The sequence below is a fragment of the Flavobacterium quisquiliarum genome (assembly GCF_019308285.1).
GTDB lineage: Bacteria > Bacteroidota > Bacteroidia > Flavobacteriales > Flavobacteriaceae > Flavobacterium > Flavobacterium quisquiliarum.
Window position 1 is genome coordinate 76,781 of the sequence record NZ_WWEM01000025.1, and the last position, 20,001, is coordinate 96,781.

Annotated in this window: 24 protein-coding genes; 2 read left to right on the forward strand and 22 right to left on the reverse strand. The window is 32.1% G+C overall.

The annotated features are described in order from the left end of the window. Position 1 precedes the first annotated feature (1 nt). The 14 genes from GSY47_RS11690 to GSY47_RS11755 form a co-directional block, all read right to left on the reverse strand. Positions 2-454, reverse strand: coding sequence for a hypothetical protein (locus GSY47_RS11690; RefSeq protein WP_179003318.1), 453 nt, complete (start codon positions 452-454; stop codon positions 2-4). Between the two features lie 88 nt (positions 455-542). Then, positions 543-1,217, reverse strand: a complete 675-nt coding sequence (locus GSY47_RS11695; protein ID WP_179003319.1) for a YiiX family permuted papain-like enzyme — start codon at positions 1,215-1,217, stop codon at positions 543-545. Positions 1,218-1,316: 99 nt separating this feature from the next. Further along, the gene (locus tag GSY47_RS11700) at positions 1,317-2,222 is read right to left on the reverse strand and encodes a hypothetical protein (RefSeq protein ID WP_179003320.1); all 906 of its coding nucleotides are present in this window, start codon (positions 2,220-2,222) and stop codon (positions 1,317-1,319) included. A gap of 19 nt (positions 2,223-2,241) precedes the next feature. Beyond that, entirely contained in the window at positions 2,242-3,060 is an 819-nt protein-coding gene (gene kdsA, locus GSY47_RS11705) for a 3-deoxy-8-phosphooctulonate synthase (protein WP_179003321.1), read from the reverse strand. Between the two features lie 848 nt (positions 3,061-3,908). Continuing rightward, positions 3,909-4,361, reverse strand: a complete 453-nt coding sequence (locus tag GSY47_RS11710; RefSeq protein WP_179003323.1) for a 2-dehydro-3-deoxyphosphooctonate aldolase — start codon at positions 4,359-4,361, stop codon at positions 3,909-3,911. 16 nt (positions 4,362-4,377) lie between these two features. Beyond that, complete coding sequence (locus GSY47_RS11715) at positions 4,378-5,061, reverse strand: lysoplasmalogenase (RefSeq protein ID WP_179003324.1); 684 nt, start codon at positions 5,059-5,061, stop codon at positions 4,378-4,380. A 9-nt stretch (positions 5,062-5,070) separates the two neighbouring features. Next, entirely contained in the window at positions 5,071-6,342 is a 1,272-nt protein-coding gene (locus GSY47_RS11720; protein ID WP_179003325.1) for a sterol desaturase family protein, read from the reverse strand. A gap of 64 nt (positions 6,343-6,406) precedes the next feature. Further along, on the reverse strand, positions 6,407-6,682 hold the full coding sequence (locus GSY47_RS11725; protein ID WP_057118487.1) for an ATP-dependent Clp protease adaptor ClpS: 276 nt from the start codon (positions 6,680-6,682) through the stop codon (positions 6,407-6,409). Positions 6,683-6,719: 37 nt separating this feature from the next. After that, positions 6,720-7,553 (reverse strand): 50S ribosomal protein L11 methyltransferase, encoded by an 834-nt coding sequence (gene prmA / locus GSY47_RS11730; protein WP_179003326.1) that lies wholly within the window; start codon positions 7,551-7,553, stop codon positions 6,720-6,722. Positions 7,554-7,772: 219 nt separating this feature from the next. Next, positions 7,773-8,525 (reverse strand): triose-phosphate isomerase, encoded by a 753-nt coding sequence (gene tpiA / locus GSY47_RS11735; RefSeq protein WP_179003327.1) that lies wholly within the window; start codon positions 8,523-8,525, stop codon positions 7,773-7,775. 113 nt (positions 8,526-8,638) lie between these two features. Continuing rightward, on the reverse strand, positions 8,639-9,136 hold the full coding sequence (locus tag GSY47_RS11740; protein WP_091497065.1) for a TlpA family protein disulfide reductase: 498 nt from the start codon (positions 9,134-9,136) through the stop codon (positions 8,639-8,641). Positions 9,137-9,463: 327 nt separating this feature from the next. Further along, the gene (locus tag GSY47_RS11745) at positions 9,464-10,132 is read right to left on the reverse strand and encodes a DUF2974 domain-containing protein (protein ID WP_179003328.1); all 669 of its coding nucleotides are present in this window, start codon (positions 10,130-10,132) and stop codon (positions 9,464-9,466) included. Positions 10,133-10,278: 146 nt separating this feature from the next. Continuing rightward, on the reverse strand, positions 10,279-11,379 hold the full coding sequence (locus GSY47_RS11750) for a BT_3928 family protein (RefSeq protein WP_179003329.1): 1,101 nt from the start codon (positions 11,377-11,379) through the stop codon (positions 10,279-10,281). Between the two features lie 83 nt (positions 11,380-11,462). Then, positions 11,463-12,005: a DUF1599 domain-containing protein gene (locus GSY47_RS11755; protein WP_179003330.1), complete on the reverse strand. Its 543-nt coding sequence runs from the start codon at positions 12,003-12,005 to the stop codon at positions 11,463-11,465. Between the two features lie 217 nt (positions 12,006-12,222). Here GSY47_RS11755 and folP point away from each other — a divergent pair, with 217 nt between their 5' ends. Both folP and GSY47_RS11765 read left to right on the forward strand, forming a co-directional pair. After that, entirely contained in the window at positions 12,223-13,047 is an 825-nt protein-coding gene (folP, locus tag GSY47_RS11760; RefSeq protein WP_179003331.1) for a dihydropteroate synthase, read from the forward strand. A 154-nt stretch (positions 13,048-13,201) separates the two neighbouring features. Next, the gene (locus tag GSY47_RS11765; protein WP_246611322.1) at positions 13,202-13,837 is read left to right on the forward strand and encodes a hypothetical protein; all 636 of its coding nucleotides are present in this window, start codon (positions 13,202-13,204) and stop codon (positions 13,835-13,837) included. Between the two features lie 49 nt (positions 13,838-13,886). Here the strand turns inward: GSY47_RS11765 and rlmH are convergent, their stop codons facing one another. The 8 genes from rlmH to GSY47_RS11805 form a co-directional block, all read right to left on the reverse strand. Further along, the gene (rlmH, locus tag GSY47_RS11770; RefSeq protein WP_179003332.1) at positions 13,887-14,360 is read right to left on the reverse strand and encodes a 23S rRNA (pseudouridine(1915)-N(3))-methyltransferase RlmH; all 474 of its coding nucleotides are present in this window, start codon (positions 14,358-14,360) and stop codon (positions 13,887-13,889) included. A gap of 129 nt (positions 14,361-14,489) precedes the next feature. Then, positions 14,490-14,792 carry an antibiotic biosynthesis monooxygenase family protein gene (locus GSY47_RS11775; protein WP_179003333.1) on the reverse strand — a complete coding sequence of 101 codons (303 nt, stop codon included), beginning with the start codon at positions 14,790-14,792 and terminating at the stop codon, positions 14,490-14,492. A gap of 171 nt (positions 14,793-14,963) precedes the next feature. Next, positions 14,964-16,379, reverse strand: a complete 1,416-nt coding sequence (locus tag GSY47_RS11780) for an amidohydrolase family protein (protein ID WP_179003334.1) — start codon at positions 16,377-16,379, stop codon at positions 14,964-14,966. Positions 16,380-16,618: 239 nt separating this feature from the next. Then, complete coding sequence (locus tag GSY47_RS11785; RefSeq protein WP_179003335.1) at positions 16,619-16,903, reverse strand: GNAT family N-acetyltransferase; 285 nt, start codon at positions 16,901-16,903, stop codon at positions 16,619-16,621. 6 nt (positions 16,904-16,909) lie between these two features. Beyond that, positions 16,910-17,305 carry an OsmC family protein gene (locus tag GSY47_RS11790; protein WP_179003336.1) on the reverse strand — a complete coding sequence of 132 codons (396 nt, stop codon included), beginning with the start codon at positions 17,303-17,305 and terminating at the stop codon, positions 16,910-16,912. Between the two features lie 2 nt (positions 17,306-17,307). Beyond that, complete coding sequence (locus GSY47_RS11795) at positions 17,308-18,189, reverse strand: pirin family protein (RefSeq protein WP_179003337.1); 882 nt, start codon at positions 18,187-18,189, stop codon at positions 17,308-17,310. A 190-nt stretch (positions 18,190-18,379) separates the two neighbouring features. Beyond that, positions 18,380-18,724 carry a hypothetical protein gene (locus GSY47_RS11800; RefSeq protein WP_179003338.1) on the reverse strand — a complete coding sequence of 115 codons (345 nt, stop codon included), beginning with the start codon at positions 18,722-18,724 and terminating at the stop codon, positions 18,380-18,382. Positions 18,725-18,760: 36 nt separating this feature from the next. After that, complete coding sequence (locus tag GSY47_RS11805) at positions 18,761-19,861, reverse strand: DNA alkylation repair protein (RefSeq protein WP_179003339.1); 1,101 nt, start codon at positions 19,859-19,861, stop codon at positions 18,761-18,763. Positions 19,862-20,001: the final 140 nt, after the last annotated feature.

Below are 20,001 nucleotides of genomic sequence, written 5' to 3' on the forward strand. Positions count from 1 at the left end.
ATTAAATTTTAAAAGTTTGTTGAATAGATGGAATTGGAACTAAAAGCATTTTCGAAAAGTCCAAATAATGAAACGGAAGAGCCTTTTTCCCTTTTTTGTATTGTTCAATGAAGTATTTAATTCGTTTTGGATAAAAGAGAGTTCCCGTTAAAATAACCATATACAAATACAAACTTCTTTTTCCGTTTCCGAAAAGATAATACTGCATTCCAATTTCTTCATAGACCGAAACTCCCGTATTGGTCAGTACATGAATAATATCGTGATCTTCCAGTTTTTCCTGAATATCAAAATGATTGTTATAAAGAAAATTTCCCAAACCTAATCCTAAGCTTTCTTGCGGATAATCCAATAATTTAGTTTTATCAATTTTCCAAGGTTCATTTTTCTTGAAATATTTTTGATACGGTTTTTTAGAAGATTCATAAAGTTTCTCAATCAAATAATCTCTCATACATTATGTTTTAAAAAGTTCTTTGAAACTCAAAGTTAATTGGTAAATAAAAAAGCTAGGAATAATAACTCAACTAGCTTTTTGCTATTTAGTAAGTGTCTATAACAGTTTTCAGTAAACTAGAATCGGAAAGGTCAGAAGGAGCAACGACTTTCTCTTCCAACGGAATATCATTGCCATAACGTTCTTTTAGTATTGTTTGAACCCTTGGATCAGTCAAATTAAATTCTTTCAATTCACGAAGTTTTGACAACTCAATTCCTGTTGCATTTTTATAAATTTTCCAAACCAACTCAGAGCAGTAAATCCTGTTGTCTGTCCATTCAAAATAAGCATCATATTCTTTACCATCAAACTGCTGACTGTAGTCTTTCATTTTTTGCAAAACTTCCGGTTTTAAAACAGTATCATTTTTTAATCTTTTAACCACATATTTACTGTCTCTTCCATGTTTGATCCAATCTTCAAGCGGTGTTAGTTTCACAGGCTGAACGGCCTCAAAAACAAACCATTTTCCGTTGATATCATAAATAATCCCGCAATGTGAAAACTTAGAATTTGTTGCAATACGAACCGCCTCACATTGTTTAGATTCAGAAGTCTGAAAAATTATATCGCCATCTTTGTATTTACTAGTCATCGTTTTTTCCTGTTTATTTCCAGTAAACGGATTATTTGGAAAAACCTTTAGACTAATAAATAATGCACATCCAAAACTGATAATGAATGTAATCAACGGAAATAAAAACTTTTTACTTTTCATAAAACACAATTTAAAGTACTTTGAGTTACAAAGTAAATAATAAAAAAAATAGCTGCCAAATAAAATGACAGCTATTTTCTAAATATATTTTACGAAATGTTAGATTCTGAAAATTCCTCCAACAGCAATAATTCTTTGGAAATAAGTAAAGTGCTGAGAAGCTTTATCTTCAGGACTTGTTGTCGTTTTAATATCCTGCATATTGATATAACCTCCTTTTAACTCTCCCTGAATATAGAAGTGTTTGAAAAAAGTAACGTTAAGACCCGCTTTTGCAGAAACACCGTAACCAGAAACATGAAAATCATCATGACGTTCTTTTCCTAAAAGAGTAGTATTGGTTTTTGGATATAAAACTCCAACTCCCAATCCTTCGGTTAAATTAATCTGAACTTTGTCAATGTTTGGTAAACCAAACCATTTAGAAACATCATCAAATCTCGCAACTTCTGTGTTAATGTAGTTTAAGCCATCTGTATGCTCATACATTAAAAAAGCCGGGCCGTTTGTGTTTATTTCACCATTTCCATAACCACCTTCTTGAGCTCCTCCTTGAGACATATCAACAGGAGTATGGTTGTAATTACCATTGTAAATTGATGCAGGATCATCTGCAGGTAAATTGATGTTTCCGGTAACATTTGCAATTTGATTTTGTGCCATTACATATTTCATGTGGTCTACACCAATTGTAACACTGTAATGATCGCTAAAAAAATAACCTAATCTTAAATTAGTTTGCGGAATCGTCATATTAGCGGGATTGATATAATCAACATGCCATCCTTTTGGTTTGTCATGAGCTCTCATATCTTCAACTGTAAAATTGTAATCTTTACCTCTAAAGTTTACATCAGATTTTGAGTAACTCTCTCTATTACCACCCCACATCACAAAGAATTTTCCTTTGTTATGCGCGGCGTATTTTTGTACTGGTATTTCTTCCTGAGCAAAAGTGTTTAGAGAAACACAAGTCAGTAAGAAAAATAAAATTTTTGTTTTCAAAGAACTTAAGTATTATAAATTAAAATGCGTTAATTGTTTTTCTAATAGCAACTAACTTGTTCATTAAACCTTCAAAATAGTCTAAGTGTAACATGTTAGCGCCATCACTTTTTGCATTTGCAGGATCAAAATGCGTTTCAATAAAGATTCCATCAACGCCAACAGCAATACCAGCTTTAGCAACGGTTTCAATCATATCAGGTCTTCCGCCTGTAACTCCTGCAGTCTGGTTTGGCTGTTGCAATGAATGCGTAACATCCAAAACAGTAGAAGCATATTGCTGCATAGTAGGAATGCCTCTAAAATCAACAATCATGTCTTGGTAGCCAAACATGGTACCGCGATCTGTAACCATAACATTTTCGTTATGACAGTCCAACACTTTTTGCACGGCATGTTTCATGCTTTCTGGACTCATAAATTGTCCTTTTTTCAAGTTTACCGTTTTTCCAGTATTTGCAGCTGCAACAACAAGGTCAGTCTGGCGCACTAAGAAAGCAGGAATCTGTAAAACGTCTACATATTGCGCAGCCATATCGGCATCTTCGTTTGTATGAATGTCAGTAACAGTTGGAACGTGAAAAGTTTCAGATACTTTTCTTAAGATTTTTAAAGCTTTTTCGTCACCAATTCCAGAGAAACTGTCAATTCTAGAACGGTTTGCTTTTTTAAAAGATCCTTTAAACACATAAGGAATCTGAAGATTATCGGTAATACCAACTAATTTTTCAGCAATTCTCAGCGCCATTTCTTCTCCTTCAATGGCGCAAGGCCCCGCTAATAAAAAGAAATTTCCGCTGTCAGTATGTTTAATTTGTGGAATATGTTGTATGTTCATAAAATTTATTTTTTTGCACTGCAAAGGTAGTCATGATTTATGAATACCAGATTAAGATTTAAGATTATTTTATGAAGCCATTCCTGCTATTCGCTTCAATATTTTTCTCTAAAACTTTTTTTTCCAATGGCTGTTCAGGAGCTTCCTTCGGTCGCTCTGCCCAGCCAGGAAAAAATAAGTTTTAGAGAAAAATGATTTCCGCTGCTATCAGGACTAGGACTTTAGTGGAATTACAATAATTCATCTAAAATCATATTTGATAATTTGGTTGCAATATTAGGATATCAAAAGAAAGTAGTAAATGATATTTATCATGTTTTATGATTCTCCAGCGTTCTTTATTTAAACCTCATTAAGAGCTATTTCTTTTAATTGAATTTGGAAAAATTAAGTTAAATTGTTAATCCCAGAAGATCTTTTGGCTAGAATATAAAACCTCCAAAAATAAATTTGTCCAATAAAAAACAAAATATTCAAGAAAATATTGATAAAAACTACAATTCGGATACGATCCATAATGCCTTCAGAACCAAATGAAATTAGTTCATAAAGACTAATTCTTCCAATAAATAGCGCTGGAAACGTAAATAAAAGATAAGTAATAAAAAATTTTAAAGCTATCTCTTTTTTGATTTTGAAAAGTTTCCACCCACAAATTGCAGTCACAAGAAGTACAAGGAATTTAATCGAATTAGAAATAATCTGTCCAGGAATAATGGTAGTGTTCCAGCCGGGAACTATTGATGATAAAGAATCCGAATTAATAAGGAGAATAGCTATATGATAAGGGAAAATACAAATGCATAGTAATAAGAGTATTACAAAAGCAGAATTAGTATTAATCATAACTAATTCTGCTTCAATCTCAATCCCATAGGAACCATTAAAATCCCTTTTTCATAGATATTCAGATAAAGTTTAATCGGCTTTTTTTGCCCTTCCCAAGTCAATTCATAAACATTTAAAAATCCGGCACCCATATTACTTCTTTTGGTAGGGAACGGACAACAGGTTTCCAGTTTTGTATAGGTAATTTTTTCACCGCTAGGCCCAGCAAGAGCATTTAGAAAACGGTTTTCGTTTAAGGTCTCACTGTTTGTATTCTGGAAAAATAGATTAACAGGATAGTCAGGGTCATAACCGTATTTTTTGTCTTTAGCAAATTGAGTAATGACAAAAGTATTGTCCTTTTTTAAAACCAAATCAGGCGCATTGTCGTCTACATTTTTTAAAGTCGATTTGGTGCTTACGCAAGAAGAAAAGGTAATTAATAAAACAATAAAAAGAGTTATTTTTTTCATGAGGTAATACTATAAACTAAGATTCTTTTACTTTTTTTGGGTTTAGTTTTAAAATACCAAGCACAATCAGATATTGTGCCAGAAGGTAGGTAATCATTATAAAAAATGAACTTTTTGGAATAGGTGTATAAAACTTATTCACAGCCAATATACTATCAGAAACCACAAAGAAAAAAGCACCTAAAAACACCAATAGATTTCCTGGTCTTTCCCAAACCAAAAGTCCGTTAAAAGCAAACAAAAGCATAATTGAAATGACTGTGGCGTAAATAGAAACTGGAATTTCAAGATCGCCTAAATGTGGCATTAATAAAGACACCATTCCAATTAAATATGTAGCAATTAAGATGCTTCCAATTACAAAAAATGTTTTGTTTTGTTTTTTTCTCACTCTGTTCAGTTTGTTAAACAAGATACAGTAGAGAATATGTGCTATTAAAAAGGATACTAGACCTATAATGAAATAGATTTCCCCAAGATCAGTAAAAAGCAGGACAACATCTCCAATCCAAGAAAATAAAAGGGCAATCAATAAAGTATTCTGAGTTGGAAATTTTCTGTAAAAATAAACAGTAAACCCTAGAATCGGTATTAAAATAGGCTTTAAAAAAAGATCGAAACGTTCATGGCCAAGCACCAGAATAGCTAGATAAACGATGCTGAAAGCTATAAAAAGTTTAAAAAATGAAGAGTTTCTCATAATAGGGGATTATGAATTATATATCGGTTTTGGTTGGTTTTTAAAATCATAGCGAACAAAATATACTGTCGCTATAATTGATAGTATTGAATATGTAAAAATAATATAATTACCAATTGGAATTACATTATTTAAACCAAACCAGTCTCCATAATAGCTTATAATGCAGATTACGATGCCTAATCGTAAAATTTCCCACAAAACAGCAAACCTGTTTTTGTCCATTAACTCTGAATAACTGTAAATGGTAATGAAAATAAAAAAGCCATAAACAAAGATATTTGGAAGTCCAATCTTAGCAATATTATCAAAAAGAAAACTAACAAATAATAAGGTTATTAAAACTTGGATAACAGACCAATATATTAATCTTTTAGAATTCTGCGTTCCATATTTTTCAAAATTAAAAACATTTTCAATTTTATTTACCGGATATTTTTCTTCAAAGTTTTCAGGACGCCATCCAGTGGGTTTAAACCAAATCGTGAATTTGTCTTTCCATTTTGGGGCACGCCAGGCATCTTTTATAAGCAAAGTTAAATGTTGAAAATTAATCTTAATTGGATTCCAAGTATTAGCAGGCCTTGTGATTCCGAAAACTGGCGGAACGTCATCTAATTCTTCCTGAAAAGTGCCGAAAAGTTTATCCCAGAAAATAAAAATCTGAGAATGGTTTTTATCCAAATATTCAGGATTTATGGCATGATGCACTCTGTGATGAGATGGAGTAACCAAAATATGCTCTACAAACCCCATTTTTTTTATATGTTTGGTATGATACCAAAATTGTAAAAACAAATGAATAGGAAGTGTAATGGCAATTACGGAAGCTGGAACGCCCAACAAAGCGGCAGGAATTAACAAAAAGGTAAATAGATTAACCAAACTTGCAATGGGCTGACGAAGCGCACAGGATAAATTAAATTCTTCACTGCTGTGATGAATCGCATGTTTGTTCCAAAGAAAATTGATTTGATGTGCCAAACGATGACTCCAATAACCGTAGAAATCAATGACAAAAAAAGCAATGAAGTAGGAGAGAACGTTTGCTTCTAAATGCTGTAAAGCAATTTTTGAAACCAGCCATTCGTAGGAAAGAAAAGTAATACTTAAACCCAAAACATCTTTTACGGAATTTGTAATTCCAGAACTAATGCTGGATACGCTATCAATTAGAGGTGCCGTATCATTTTTAGTATAGATGCCGTATATTTTTTCGATGATAATTAAGGTCAAAAAAATAGGCATTGCAATAATCAATATCTTTCCATATTCCTCCATAAAAAAAGCATTCTATTTCATCCAAATATAGAATAAAATAGAATGCCTTTTGAATTATTTTCAACTAAACAATTTCAGCGCTCAGTCCTGCTTCTAAAAGTTGTGTACATTGTGGTTTTAATTTGTCAATCGGGCCTGTTTTTACAGTGCATTTCCCGTTGTAATGTACAATTAAAGAACACTGTTCAGCTTGTTCGGCTGTGTGGCTGCAAACACGCATAAGAGTGTCAATTACGTGATCAAAAGTGTTTACGTCATCATTGTAAACGATAATTTCGTTATTGAAACCCGTTGCTTCTTTCTCGCGAATTCTTTCTCTAACTTTTTCTTTAGTACTCATTTTGTTTAAGTTTTTGTACTGATTTGATTATCAATATCTAATTTACGTATTTTAATGATACCCAGTTGTTTCTTTGAATCTTTTTAACATAAGTTAAACCTTTCTCAACACAAGAAGCATCAATAAACGGAATATCTTCTTCGTAAAAACCACTGAATAATATAATTCCTTTTGGATTCAAAGCATCAACATAAGCCTGCATGTCGTTCAACAAAATATTTCTGTTGATATTGGCAATAATCAAATCATATTTTTTACCTGCCAATAAAGCCGCATCGCCCTCATAAACGCTGATGTGTTTGCAATTATTGCGTTCAGCATTTTCAATAGAGTTTAAATAACACCAGTTGTCAATATCAATAGCATCAATAGGTGCTGCACCTTTCATTTCAGCCAAAATAGCCAAAATAGCAGTACCGCATCCCATATCAAGAGTCTTTAGGTCTTTAACATCCATTTCCAATAAATGCTGAATCATCATGTGAGTCGTTTCGTGATGACCCGTTCCAAAACTCATTTTTGGTTCGATTACAATATCAAATTCGGCATCCGTTTTTTCATGAAAAGGAGCACGAACATGGCATTTTCCATCAACATCAATAGGTTCAAAATTCTTTTCCCATTCCTCATTCCAGTTTACCTGATCGATTTCTTCAATAGTATATCCAATCTTAAACTCTTCCGATTGTAAAATATAAATATCATCCAGAATATTCTCATCCCATAAATCTTTCTTCACAAAAGCCGAAATTCCGTTTTCTGTTTCTGTAAAACTTTCAAACGCTTTTTCGCCCAATTCTGCCACTAAAATTTCAGAACCCAATTCTTTTGGTTCAATAGTAAAATGATATCCTAAATAGATGTTTGACATAAATAAAATTTTTTGCAAAGGTAATTGTTAATGTAGAAATTCCAATTTAAAAAATCCAAATTCCAATACGAAAAAACCATTCGCACAGCGAATGGTTTTTTGTAAAATCTAAAATCTAAAATCTAAAATCTAAAATCTAAAATCTAAAATCTAAAATCTAAAATCTAAAATCTAAAATCTAAAATCTAAAATCTAAAATCTAAAATCTAAAATCTAAAATTAGATAGCTGTAACGATTGCTAAGAAATCATCTGCTTTTAAAGCAGCACCTCCAATTAAACCACCGTCAACGTCTGGTTTAGAGAAAATTTCTTTAGCGTTTTCTGGTTTTACAGAACCACCGTATAAAATAGAAACTTCATCAGCGATTTCAGCTCCAAAAGCTTTACGGATAGTTTCTCTGATGAATTCGTGCATTTCTTGTGCTTGTTCTGGTGAAGCAGTTTCTCCAGTTCCAATAGCCCAAACTGGCTCATAAGCTAAAACCACTTTTGACCAAGATTCTTTTGTGATGTGGAATAATCCGTCACGTAATTGATTCTCTACAATGTTAAAGTGGTTATCAGACTGACGGTCTTTTAACTCTTCTCCAAAACAGAAAATAACAGTCATATCATGTTTTAAAGCAGTATCTACTTTGTTTGCGATTAAAGCATCTGTTTCGTGGAAAATAGCTCTACGCTCAGAATGACCTAAAATAACTGTGTTAACACCAATGCTAGTTAACATATCAGCAGAAATTTCTCCTGTAAAAGCACCACCTTCAGCTTGGTGAACGTTTTGAGCAGAAACGCCAATAGTGGTATTTTTTAATTTTGCAGCAGCTGCTTGTAAGTTTACAAATGTTGGAGCTACAATTACTTGTGCATTTGTTTTAGCTGGAATTTTAGCCACTAATTCATTTAATAATTCTTCAGTCTGAGCCGCATTTTTATGCATTTTCCAGTTTCCTGCAACAATCGATTTTCTCATTTTGGTAGTTTTTATTATTTTTTAATTTTTTGTTTTTGAAGGATGTCAAAATTGCAATTGTAATTGAATTTTGACATTGACATTGAAATTGTATTTGTTATTGTAATTGAAAATTATTTCAATGATTTTAAAGTTTCATCGATTTTAGCAAAATCAGTTTCGATAGCGCGGTAAAGGACAATTTTACCTGTTTTATCTACAACAATGTATCTTGGAATCCAGTCTAAATCGATCGCTTTTCCGAAAAGACCTTTCATTCCGTCATTCATCATATAATGATCGCCTTTGTTTAATTCGTGTTTTTCAATTCCGGCTTTCCATTTGTCAGCCGTTTTATCAGCCGAAATGAATAAGTAAGATACATCAGGATTATTAGCTTGTAATTCTTTTAATTTTGGCATTGCTTTTACGCAATCACCACACCAGGAAGCCCAAACTTCAATCACTAAAGTTTTGCCTTTGTATTTTTTTAAGATGTTTTTAAAGGTAGTTTGGCTGTCGTCTGTTCCTAATAATTTTTCGGCTAAAGCTTCTTTAGAGAAAGCTGTTTTTTGAGCCTGAGAGCAAGAAAAGGTAATAAATGCAATTACTACTAAAGCAATTTGTTTCATATGTAAAATAAATTATTTTTAAAATTAAGTACTGAATTCACAAAGTTAAACAAACAATTTGAAAGCCAAATGGAGATTAACAAAATTTGAAGACTCGTTTGTTTTGTAACAATAAGTTAAATTTCGGTTAGAAAAACGGGAATGAAATCGTAATAGTAGAGGAGAAATTTGGATGATTTTCTAAACTTTACTTTTCGAATCAGAAAAAAAGATTGATTTTTTGATTTAAGGAATAAAATTGAAAGCAAAAAAACGTCAGATTTCAATAAAAAAGTCTCCAAATAAATGGAATTATTTGAAGACTTTATAAGTTTTATTTTTGAAATTTTAATTCAGATTATAATTTCCATTAGCCCATTTTTTACTTGGAACAATCCATTCGTCTAAAGCTTTATATAAAAAACCATGTTTAAGATTGGTATTCAATTCTATTTCTTTAAAATGATTGACTTTCAGTTTTGAAGTTTCTTTACGTTTGATTGCTGAAACACCATATATGTCTGATTTTTCGTAAATGGTTAGAATATTACCACAGAAATTAATATCCAGAATTTCTTTTATGTCAACATCTCTAAAACATCCAATAAAAACAAAATTCATGTCTGGATTGGCCACAAAAGTCGAAACGTATTGTGCAATATAACCGCCTTTTGAAGTTCCGATTACGGTAATTTTATTTGGAGCAATTCCTTGTTTGAGAAGCTTTTTGATTTGTTTTGTTATCTTTTCGGCGTAGTCGTATGCATTCGTATTTTTCTTTCTGATTTCGCTATAGACAACGAAACCGTCTTTTCGAAAAGAAGCTAAAATTTCATTGTATTCAGCTTTTCCATATTCTGGATGTGCAACATTCAAAGGATTTTCTTCTATAAACTTATTGTGAAGGAAAAAGATATAACGTTGGTCTTTTTTTAATGTTTCGGATTGGCTAAAACTTGTTTGAATTAAGAAAACAATTAGTAAAAAGGTCAGGAATGACTTTGAGATTTGTTTCATAGATTTTTTTGTTTTTTTAGAATAGCGATAATAAATATAGAAAATAAAATATCTAATTTAATATTTTTCTTACGTTGTATTTTGAATGAAAAAAGCGCCAAATTCTAATTGAATTGGCGCTTTTTAAATTTAGTATATTGAAAATCCTACAACTTCAAATCATCAACATCGTTGTAATGTACTTTTTGAACAATAGTTCCGTTTTGAACTACCACAATACTTGGATTTGCTCTTTCAACGGTTTTTAAAGCTGTTCCATCGCAGAAATAGAATTCAGTATCCAAGTTATATTGTTTTTTAGCTTTTGCTATTTCATCTGCTCCAGAAGCAGTCATTCCAATCACTTTATATCCTTTAGCTTTTGCATCAGCACTTACTTTTGCTAATTTTTTCATTCCTTCTGGATTGGATAAATTCAAATCGTAAGTAACAAAAATTAATAGTTTTGGCTCTTTAAGTAATTCATCTTTGTAATCAGAATCATCTTTAGTCATGGTGAAATCGTGAATTGGCGGTACATAACCTTCAGAAATCACTTTATCTTTTCGGTCAACAAACGTTGCTCCTTCTGGGATATTCATTAAATCTTTCTCCGTAAATTCCTTTTCAACACCATTTACTTTGTAGATGAAAATCATTTCTACAACCGATTTTGGTGCACCTTCTGGAATTTCCATTCCTTTTTCAATGTTGGTTCCCACTTTATAAGGACGGAAATCTTTTATCGGATTGTGATTTAAAACCCAAACCGCCATAAATACACATAGAATAATGCTGATCAATACCACGATATTGGTAATCATTTTTGAAAATAAAGGTTTTACCAATTTTTTGTTGATGAATAAAATCAAGATAAAGAAAAGTAAAACAACATCTTTTGTGAAAGACTGCCAAGGTGTTAAATGTAAGGCATCTCCAAAACAACCACAATCTTTTACCACATCAAAATAAGCAGAGTAGAAGGTAAGGAATGTAAAGAAAATAATTAAAAGCAATAAAGCCCAAATCGTTAATTTTGATTTGTAACCCACTAAAAGCATTACACCTAATACTACTTCCAGAATTACTAAAAAGATAGCTAATCCTAAAGCCAATGGCTCTAAAAATGGCATATTGAAAACTGGTTCGCTAAAATATTCTGCTAATTTATAAGAGAAACCAACAGGGTCATTTAGTTTGATTAATCCAGAAATGATAAATAAAACACCGACAAATAATCGGGAGAATTGGGTAATAAAGTTTTTCATGGCAAATATTTAAATTTAAAAATTCAATAAAAAAATCCCAAATTCCAATCTTACTTGGATTTTGGAATTTAAAATTTTGGATTTTATTTGTTTATTGGATTTAAAATTAAAGCAAAAACAGAGTAATTAATCATGTCTTGGTAGTTTGCATCAATTCCTTCAGAAACTATTGTTTTTCCTTTGTTGTCTTCAATTTGTTTTACTCGAAGCAACTTCTGCAAAATCAAATCGGTTAAAGAGCTTACACGCATGTCGCGCCACGCTTCTCCATAATCGTGATTTTTGGCTTCCATCAAATCTTTAGTCAGTTTTACTTTAGCATCATATAATTCAGTTGCTTTTTCAACGTCCAAATCAGGTTGATCTACGACACCTAAATCTAACTGAATCAAAGCCATAATAGAATAATTGATGATTCCGATAAATTCTCCTTTTTCGTCTTCATCTACTTTACGGACTTCATTTTCCTGTAAACTTCTAATTCTTTGTGCTTTTATAAAAATCTGATCAGTAAGCGATGGTAATCTCAAAATTCTCCATGCACTGCCATAATCTGTCATTTTATTGATAAACAACGTACGGCAAACCGCGATAACATTATCAAACTCTTCGGAAGTATTCTTCATTTATATGCTGTATATTTGCTAAAATTTCTTCAAAAATAAGGATAATTTTTTAAGAGTTTCAAGTTTCAGGTTTTCTTTGTTTCAAGTTTTTTCTAAACAAATTGTTAACGCTGAGAACTTGAAACTGAAAAAATGTTTCAGGTTTCAGGTTTCAAGTTCCCAAACTTGCGTAATCTGCATGAACTTGAAACTTTAAACAAATAAAACTTGAAACCAAATGTTTATTAATTGTAAAGGCGAACTTATATACTTAACGATTCCGAAAGTAATGGGAATTCTAAACGTAACGCCAAATTCTTTCTTTGACGGAGGAAAATATAAAAATGAAGACGAGATTATTTCACAAGTTGATAAAATGCTTTCTGAAGGAGCTACATTTATCGATATTGGAGCGTATTCAAGCAAGCCAAGCGCTGAATTTGTTTCAGAACAAGAAGAAATCGACCGAATTGTTCCCGCAATAGAATTGATTTTAAAGCATTTTCCAGAAGCATTATTATCCATTGATACTTTTAGGGCTGAAGTTGCCAAAGCAAGTATAGAAAGCGGTGCGGCAATGATAAATGATATTGCTGCCGGAGAACTGGACGATAAAATGTTTGAAGTAATTGCCAAATACAACGTTCCATACATTATGATGCACATGCGCGGTAATCCGCAGACCATGCAGGGTTTGACGCAATATGAGGATATTATAAAAGAAATGCTTTTTTATTTTTCTGAAAAAGTGCAAGAAGCAAGAGCTTTAGGAATCAACGATTTGATTATCGATCCAGGTTTTGGTTTTGCCAAAACAACCGATCAAAATTATGAAGTGATGAAACAAATGGAACTTTTTAATTTATTAGAATTGCCAGTTTTAGCAGGAATTTCAAGAAAATCGATGATTTATAAGACACTTGATATTACACCGCAGGAAGCTTTAAACGGAACAACATTTTTAAATACAATTGCTTTGACTAAAGGTGCAAAAATTCTTCGTGTGCATGATGTGAAAGAAGCGGTGGAATGTGTTACTTTGTTTAATAAAATGAGTTTATAATAATATTTAAGCAATCGTTTTGTCATTCCGAGGAACGAGGAATCACACTAGTGTTTCCTCACAGAATGTCGCCAATCTTTGTCGAGTTTCGAGTGTGATTCCTCGTTCCTCGGAATGACAAACGTTGTGTTAATTCTTTGGAAAAAAAATAAATATGATGAAATACTTCACTTTAGTTATCGCTTTTCTTCTTTTCTCCTGCGGAAAAAAAGAAGATGTATTGTTGCCAAAATCAAATGTTACAATTGTAAAAGATGTACAAGATCATTCGCCTATTTATATCTTTTTTAAAACAGAAGGAAAAGACACCATTGCTGACTTAAACCGAAAAAGCGCGATCATTTCGACCAATTGGATTCTGAATATAGACAAACGTCTTCCTTTGAAATTAGTGATTCCAGAGGTAATGAAAATGCAGGATAAAAAGCGAACTGAAAAGATGCATCAAAATGAAGAATCTGAGAACTATTATTCTTATGCAGATTCTATAGGGAAGAATTTAGCTTTTCTACCTTTCACGAAAGTGTTTTATAAAATGGAAAGACCTGCCAAAGGAAGTTTTATTGTTTACTTTAAAAAAGGAAAACAACAGGTTTTTATGGGAAATCAAGAAATAAAAATAGCAGAAATATTAAAGCAATTTTACAGTATAAAATTTGAAAAAGTTCCAGATTTAGTCTTTTTGTTTGATAAAAATATGAGCTATGAAGAATATCTCCAATACAAGATTTTATTGCAAAAAGAAGTGACTTACAATCTCGATAAACTTCCAGTAGAGTACATTTTTTAAAACAGAACACTAATCCCGATAGCTATCGGGAGAGACTGAACACTATTTTCTACTGATGATGATAAGGTTCGTTTCGTAAAATCGTAAATCCTCGGTACAATTGTTCGATAAAAAACAATCGAACCATTTGATGCGAAAACGTCATTAGCGAAAGCGAAACTTTTCCCTGTGCTTTTTTATAAACGGTTTCAGAAAATCCATAAGGCCCGCCAATTACATAAACCAAAGTTTTAACGCCAGAATTCATTTTCTTTTGCAATTCTTCTGAGAAACCAACGCTTGAGAATGTTTTTCCGTTTTCATCCAATAAAATTAATTGATCGGTCGGCGAAAGCTTGGATAATATTAATTCGCCTTCTTTTTCCTTTTGCTGACTTTCAGATAAATTTTTTACGTTTTTGATGTCGGGAATAATCTCCAAATCAAATTTGACATAAAAGGACAAACGTTTGGTATAATCGTCGATCAAAGTCTGAAGCGATTTATTATCTGTTTTGCCTATGGCGATGAGTTTGATGTTCATTGGTTATTTTTTTAGCCACGAATTCACGAATTAATTTAAAAATATTTTTTGCTACAGATTTGATCAATAAACACAGATTAGATTTAAATAAAAAATCCTTTTAATCTGTGATATCTGTGGCTAAAAAAACTATTTTTTATTCTCAAAAACGGTTTCGAAATGTTCTACAATAGGAAAAGGTTCGTAATAATGATGTAAGATCTTTTTCCATTCTAAATACGCTTCAGAGGTTCTAAAACCTACTGTATGATCTTCAAGCGTGTTCCAATCTACCAATAAAAGATATTTGTTTTCGACTTCAAGACACTTTTCCAAACGATGCCCTAAATAACCATCGATTGATGAAATGTATTGACTTGCTTTTGCAAAATCAGCTTCAAATTGATTGGCTAATTCTGGTTTTACATAAAGAAATGCACCTTCTAAAATCATAGTAAATTATTTTATCTGCTTGATCTGCTAAATCTGCGGGAGAAAATTATACTCTCGCAGATTTAGCAGATTCAGCAGATTTTATTTTTATATTTTGGTTAAAAATAATCTGCAATTAGCAGCTTAAATCTGTTTAAAATCTGCGTGAAACTTTCGCATAGATTGAACATTTTAGTTTTTAGAAAACTTCGCTTCAAAAGTTTTAAAACGATTGTCTAAATCTTTAATCAATTGTTTTTTAACTGATTCGTCCTGAATAAAACTGTAGTTGATGCTGTTGTAAACGTATTTTTTTATCGTTTCATAATTCACATCAGGATATCTTTTTGCCAGCAAAACATATTGTTCCGTCATATTGCTTCTTAGAATTCCCGCATCGTCTGTACTGATAACAATTGGCACATTGAATTCTTTGTAAAGTGTGAAAGGATGTCTGTTTTCTTTTACTTTCAAAATAAATTCGTTGCTTGCTAAATTGATTTCAATCGGAATGTTTTTTTGAGACATGTATTTCAATAAATCGTACGAATTAGCTTCGTAAGCGATATCAACTCCGTGACCAATTCTGTTTGCGCCTGCTACATAAATCGCATCGTTAATATGCCAGGTTAATTCTTCTGGCTGTACTAAACCTAGAGTCAATTCGCCTGCGTGAAGCGTATATTTTACGTCTGGAAATTTAGAGTGGCAATATTTAAACATCACCATGTGAAGCCAGTAATCTTTCATAGAAGTTTGTCCGTGTTCCGGCGAAACGATATTTACACCAGCTGTCAATTTACTTTCGCTTGACGAAATAAAAGCAATCACGAGATTTTTGAATAAATCTACAGGTTCCATAAAACGAAGGACAAAGTTTTGGTAACGCATTGTGAAGTTTTCGTCATCCATTTTTAAATCTTTGTGCAGTTTTGCTATGAAATTGGTATTGAAATCTTCAGCATATTTTTTAGCGTCTTTTTTCTGAAGTGATTTATACAATTCATCCAAAAGTTTTAGAACCGCTTTTTCATCTTTCTGAGTTGCAACTTGACGTAATTTGGTGTTGAAATCGGTTAAGTCAGAAACATTCATATCACACGGAATCGTAGATAATTGTGTTTCGATATAAAGGACATTTTCGGAAATGGCACGTTTTTTTAATTCCAGCATTCCTTCTGCAAAATGACCTTTGATAGTAGGTTCGAATTTTTGAAAAGAATCAAAAAACTGATCGTCAGAAGGGACAGAACCATTATAGTCTTTAACCGACCAGGTTTGCATAATCTGCTGTTCGTAATACCCTAATTTTCCTTTTTTGGTAAGTGATGAAAAGTTTTCCCAGTTTCCATTCTCGGGTTTGGTTTTAGAAACTGCCATAGTTTCTAAATTCAAATAAAAGTCTTCTGCAATGGCTCTTTCTAAAAGAGGTTCAGCATAAACGGATCCTGAAAAATGATGGTGTAAATCGCCTCCTTTTGGCATTTGTTGGAAGAAAGCGGTTAAGAGCGCTTCATTATTTCTGATTTTTTCTAAATGACTGGCAGCTGATTGAGAAAAGCCAAGTTGTGCTATTAAAATACAGAAAATTGTAATTATTCTTGTCATACTCTAAGATTAAATTACATGCAAATATACGACTTTCTGCGAAAATTTGAAAACCGAATTTCGTTGTGTTGATTTTTTACCGCAAAAGTTCGCTAAGGTTTTATTCTATGCTAGATTTAATAGAAGCGTAAAAGTTCGCAAAGCTTTGTCTAAAAAACTTTGCGAACTTTGCGTGATTCTTTGCGTTCTTTGCGGTTTAAAAAAACTTAGAACCTTAGTATCTCAGCATCTTAGCATCTTTAAGAAAAAAGTACATCACGAATTTCCTCAACCTTATCAAAAACACTTTTCGCAAAAGGACAAAGGGGAATAATTTTCAGATTGTTATTTCTGGCATATTCTACAGCTGCCATCACTAATTTTTTTCCAACGCCTTTACCATTGAATTCTGGACTAACTTCAGTATGGTCAATGATGAATTTAGAATCTCCAGCCCAGGTGTAGGTCATTTTTCCAGCTTCTTTTCCGTCTTCTACAGCTTCAAAATAGCCTTTTCTTATATCGTTTATTTGTTGAATTTCCATGATTGTTTATACTAGTGAAGTTTCTATTTTAATTGTGTTTATAAGTGTTTTATGAACAGGACAACTATTAGCAATTTTCAAAATACGTTGCTTTTGAGAATCGTCTACATTTCCTGTAATTAGAATTTTTGTTGAAAATAAGGAGACGGTATGTTCTTCATTTTTTTCAAAATCTACCCAAATACTAAGTTCAGATACGTCCCAGGCTTTTCTGTCAATATACATTCGTAAAGTAATTAAAGTACAGGAAGCGAGAGAGGAAGCCAGAAGCTCAAATGGACTAAAACCTAGGTTTTTTCCGCCTATTTCCTGAGGTTCGTCCGAAATAAGAATGTTGCCAGTTTTTGACGTTATTTCGGTGCGATATTTTCTAGTATCGATTGTTGCTTTTACAGTATCCATATTTATTTAATTCTTGGTTGAGGCAATGGAACAAATTCAGTTTCGCCAGGAACTTTTGGGAAAGTTTGTTCTGTCCAGTCTTTTTTTGCCTTTTCGATGAGGTTTTTGTCTGATGAAACAAAGTTCCAAAAGATAAAATGTTCTTCCGGAAAAGGTTCTCCTCCAAAAATGTAAACTGTAGAATTTTCGGCAATTTCAAATTCGCAAAGAGAAGCTTCAGTTGTAATTAAAATTTGTCTTGGATCGTATGTATGTTCGCCGTTTTTAATGCTTCCTTCTAAAATGTACAAACCGCTTTCACCAAATAAATGGTTTCCAATATTGATTTTCTTAGCTTCTTTACTTTTGATTTCAATAAAATACAATGGACTATAAACTGGAACTGGAGATTTTTTGCCAAAAGCTTCACCGGCAATTAATTTGTACGAAACACCATCTTCTTCCCAAGCCGGAATATTATCTGCTTCAACATGTGTAAAATTAGGCTCCATTTGCTCTAATTCTTTTGGAAGTGCCACCCAGATCTGTAATCCGTGAAGCATTTTGTCTGAATGTCTTAAATATTCAGGAGTTCTCTCAGAGTGAACGATTCCTTTTCCGGCTGTCATCCAGTTTACAGCGCCTGGTTTTATTTCCAATTCGGTTCCTAAACTGTCGCGATGCATAATACTTCCTTCAAATAAAAAGGTTAGGGTAGAAAGTCCAATATGCGGATGTGGCGGAACATCCATATTTTCATGATCACTTAAATGTGCAGGTCCCATATGGTCGATAAATACAAATGGCCCGACAGCTCTTTTTTCACGGAAAGGCAATAAACGACCTACCATAAAGTTGCCAATATTGGCAGCGCGTTCTTCGATAATTAAACTGATATTTGACATGTGGTATTATTTGATTTGAAAACAAAATTACAGTTGTGATAGAAATCTGTAACTTAATTTAGATTAAGAAAGCTTGTTTTTTGTATTTATAAAAATAAGGAAAATCGTTGAGTATGTATTAGTTTTAAATACAAGATTTAAGGATTTTAATGTATATGTATTTTGTAGTCAGTATTTTAATGTTGTTTTGTTATTTGACTATTTCGATTTGTGTATATAAAAATACTTTTGCAGGCTCTGGATTTCCTTTTGTTGAAAAACCTTTTGGAATTCCAAGTTTCTTTTTAAAATGCCCTTTCACTTTTAATTTTAAGGGCAAAGTTCTTCCGTCCCAAATTTGATCAGCATCCAATAATTTGTCATTGACTCTCTCGAGATAAATGTTCTTTTTATTGTTTCTATTCTCTATCTTCCATTGTGCACAAGGACAGCTTATGGCTGAATAATAAACAATTAAAGTCTCTTCGTTTTTAGTTTGAGAGATGAAAATAAAAACAGAAAGAATTAAGTATAATATAAAGCTAAGTTTAATCATTAATTTTCTCAGATGCCACATAAGTTTTGGGTTAAGTTAATTAGTGAGTTCAAATTCTAAAACTTCACTTTCTGTTCCGTTAATTATAATCGATAATTGATGAATTCCAGTATAAAAAACTCTTGTTGTAATTAACTTAAAAGACTGATTTCTTTCAATCTTAATCAATTGATTCGGATGATACATCTTTTCGCTGATTTTAAAGACTTTTTTAGCCAGATGCCCTTTTGCTTTTTTATAATGAACAGCATATTCTAAACGAACTGTTTTTGGTTCTTCGTTTTTATTGTTTAAATGAAATTGAAACTGAAGATAATCGCCAATTTTTACCGTCGGTGTTTTAATTTCGAAAGACGAAAGTTCAATATTACTGCTTTCTAAACCATAATGGCTCAGGATTTCAGGATGTCCTTGTTTTAATAAAGTTCTAGATCCGTGTTTGATGATTCCGTCAGTTTCTTTGCTATGGCCTTTCCATTTACAAGCAATTTCTAATACAATCTGCGGATTATCTTTAGCAATATCATTCAAATTATTGGCTACACTTCTTCTGACATATTCGGAAGGATCGTTTTTTAGATTTTCTAAAATTAGAAGAATAGAAGAAGGATCTTTCTTCAAAAACGGAATCGCCATTGCCCAAGGCAATCTCGGACGTGAACCTTCGCTAGCCAAACGACGCACATGATGATTTTCGTGTAATGACCATTTGATCATTTCGTCAATCATTTGTTCTTTGTATTTTAAGATGAAAGGGCGAACGGCAAATTCACAACTGATAAACTGTGTTACAGAAACAAAGGCTTTTTTGGAAGTTTCAAAATCGTCTAAACCGTACATTTCAATATAATCGGCAAAGAAAATAAAAGCGAGATTGCTATCTGCAAAGTTGTTTTTTCTTAGATTATTTATGATTTTGTCAATTAAAGCAACGGCTTCAGGAAAATTTTGAGGCATAAACTGATGAAAAACAACAGTAGTATGTTTCATTCTTTCTTTCCATTCTTTTTGGGCGAAATTTCCATCAAAAATAGCTTCAATAAATTTTTGTTTATTGAAAGCCGGATAGACTTCAGCGACAGCCTGACTAAAATTTTCGTAAAAAGAAACCGAATAAATATCTTTAATTAATCCCATGATTTTTGTTTGAATAAACTTCAAAGATATTTAATTGATCGCTTATTAAGAGATTAAGTTTTGTTAAGAATTGTAACTTTATTTTCCTTAATATCTTAATGGTTAAAAAAGAGATGTTTAATGTTTTAAGTAATTTTTCG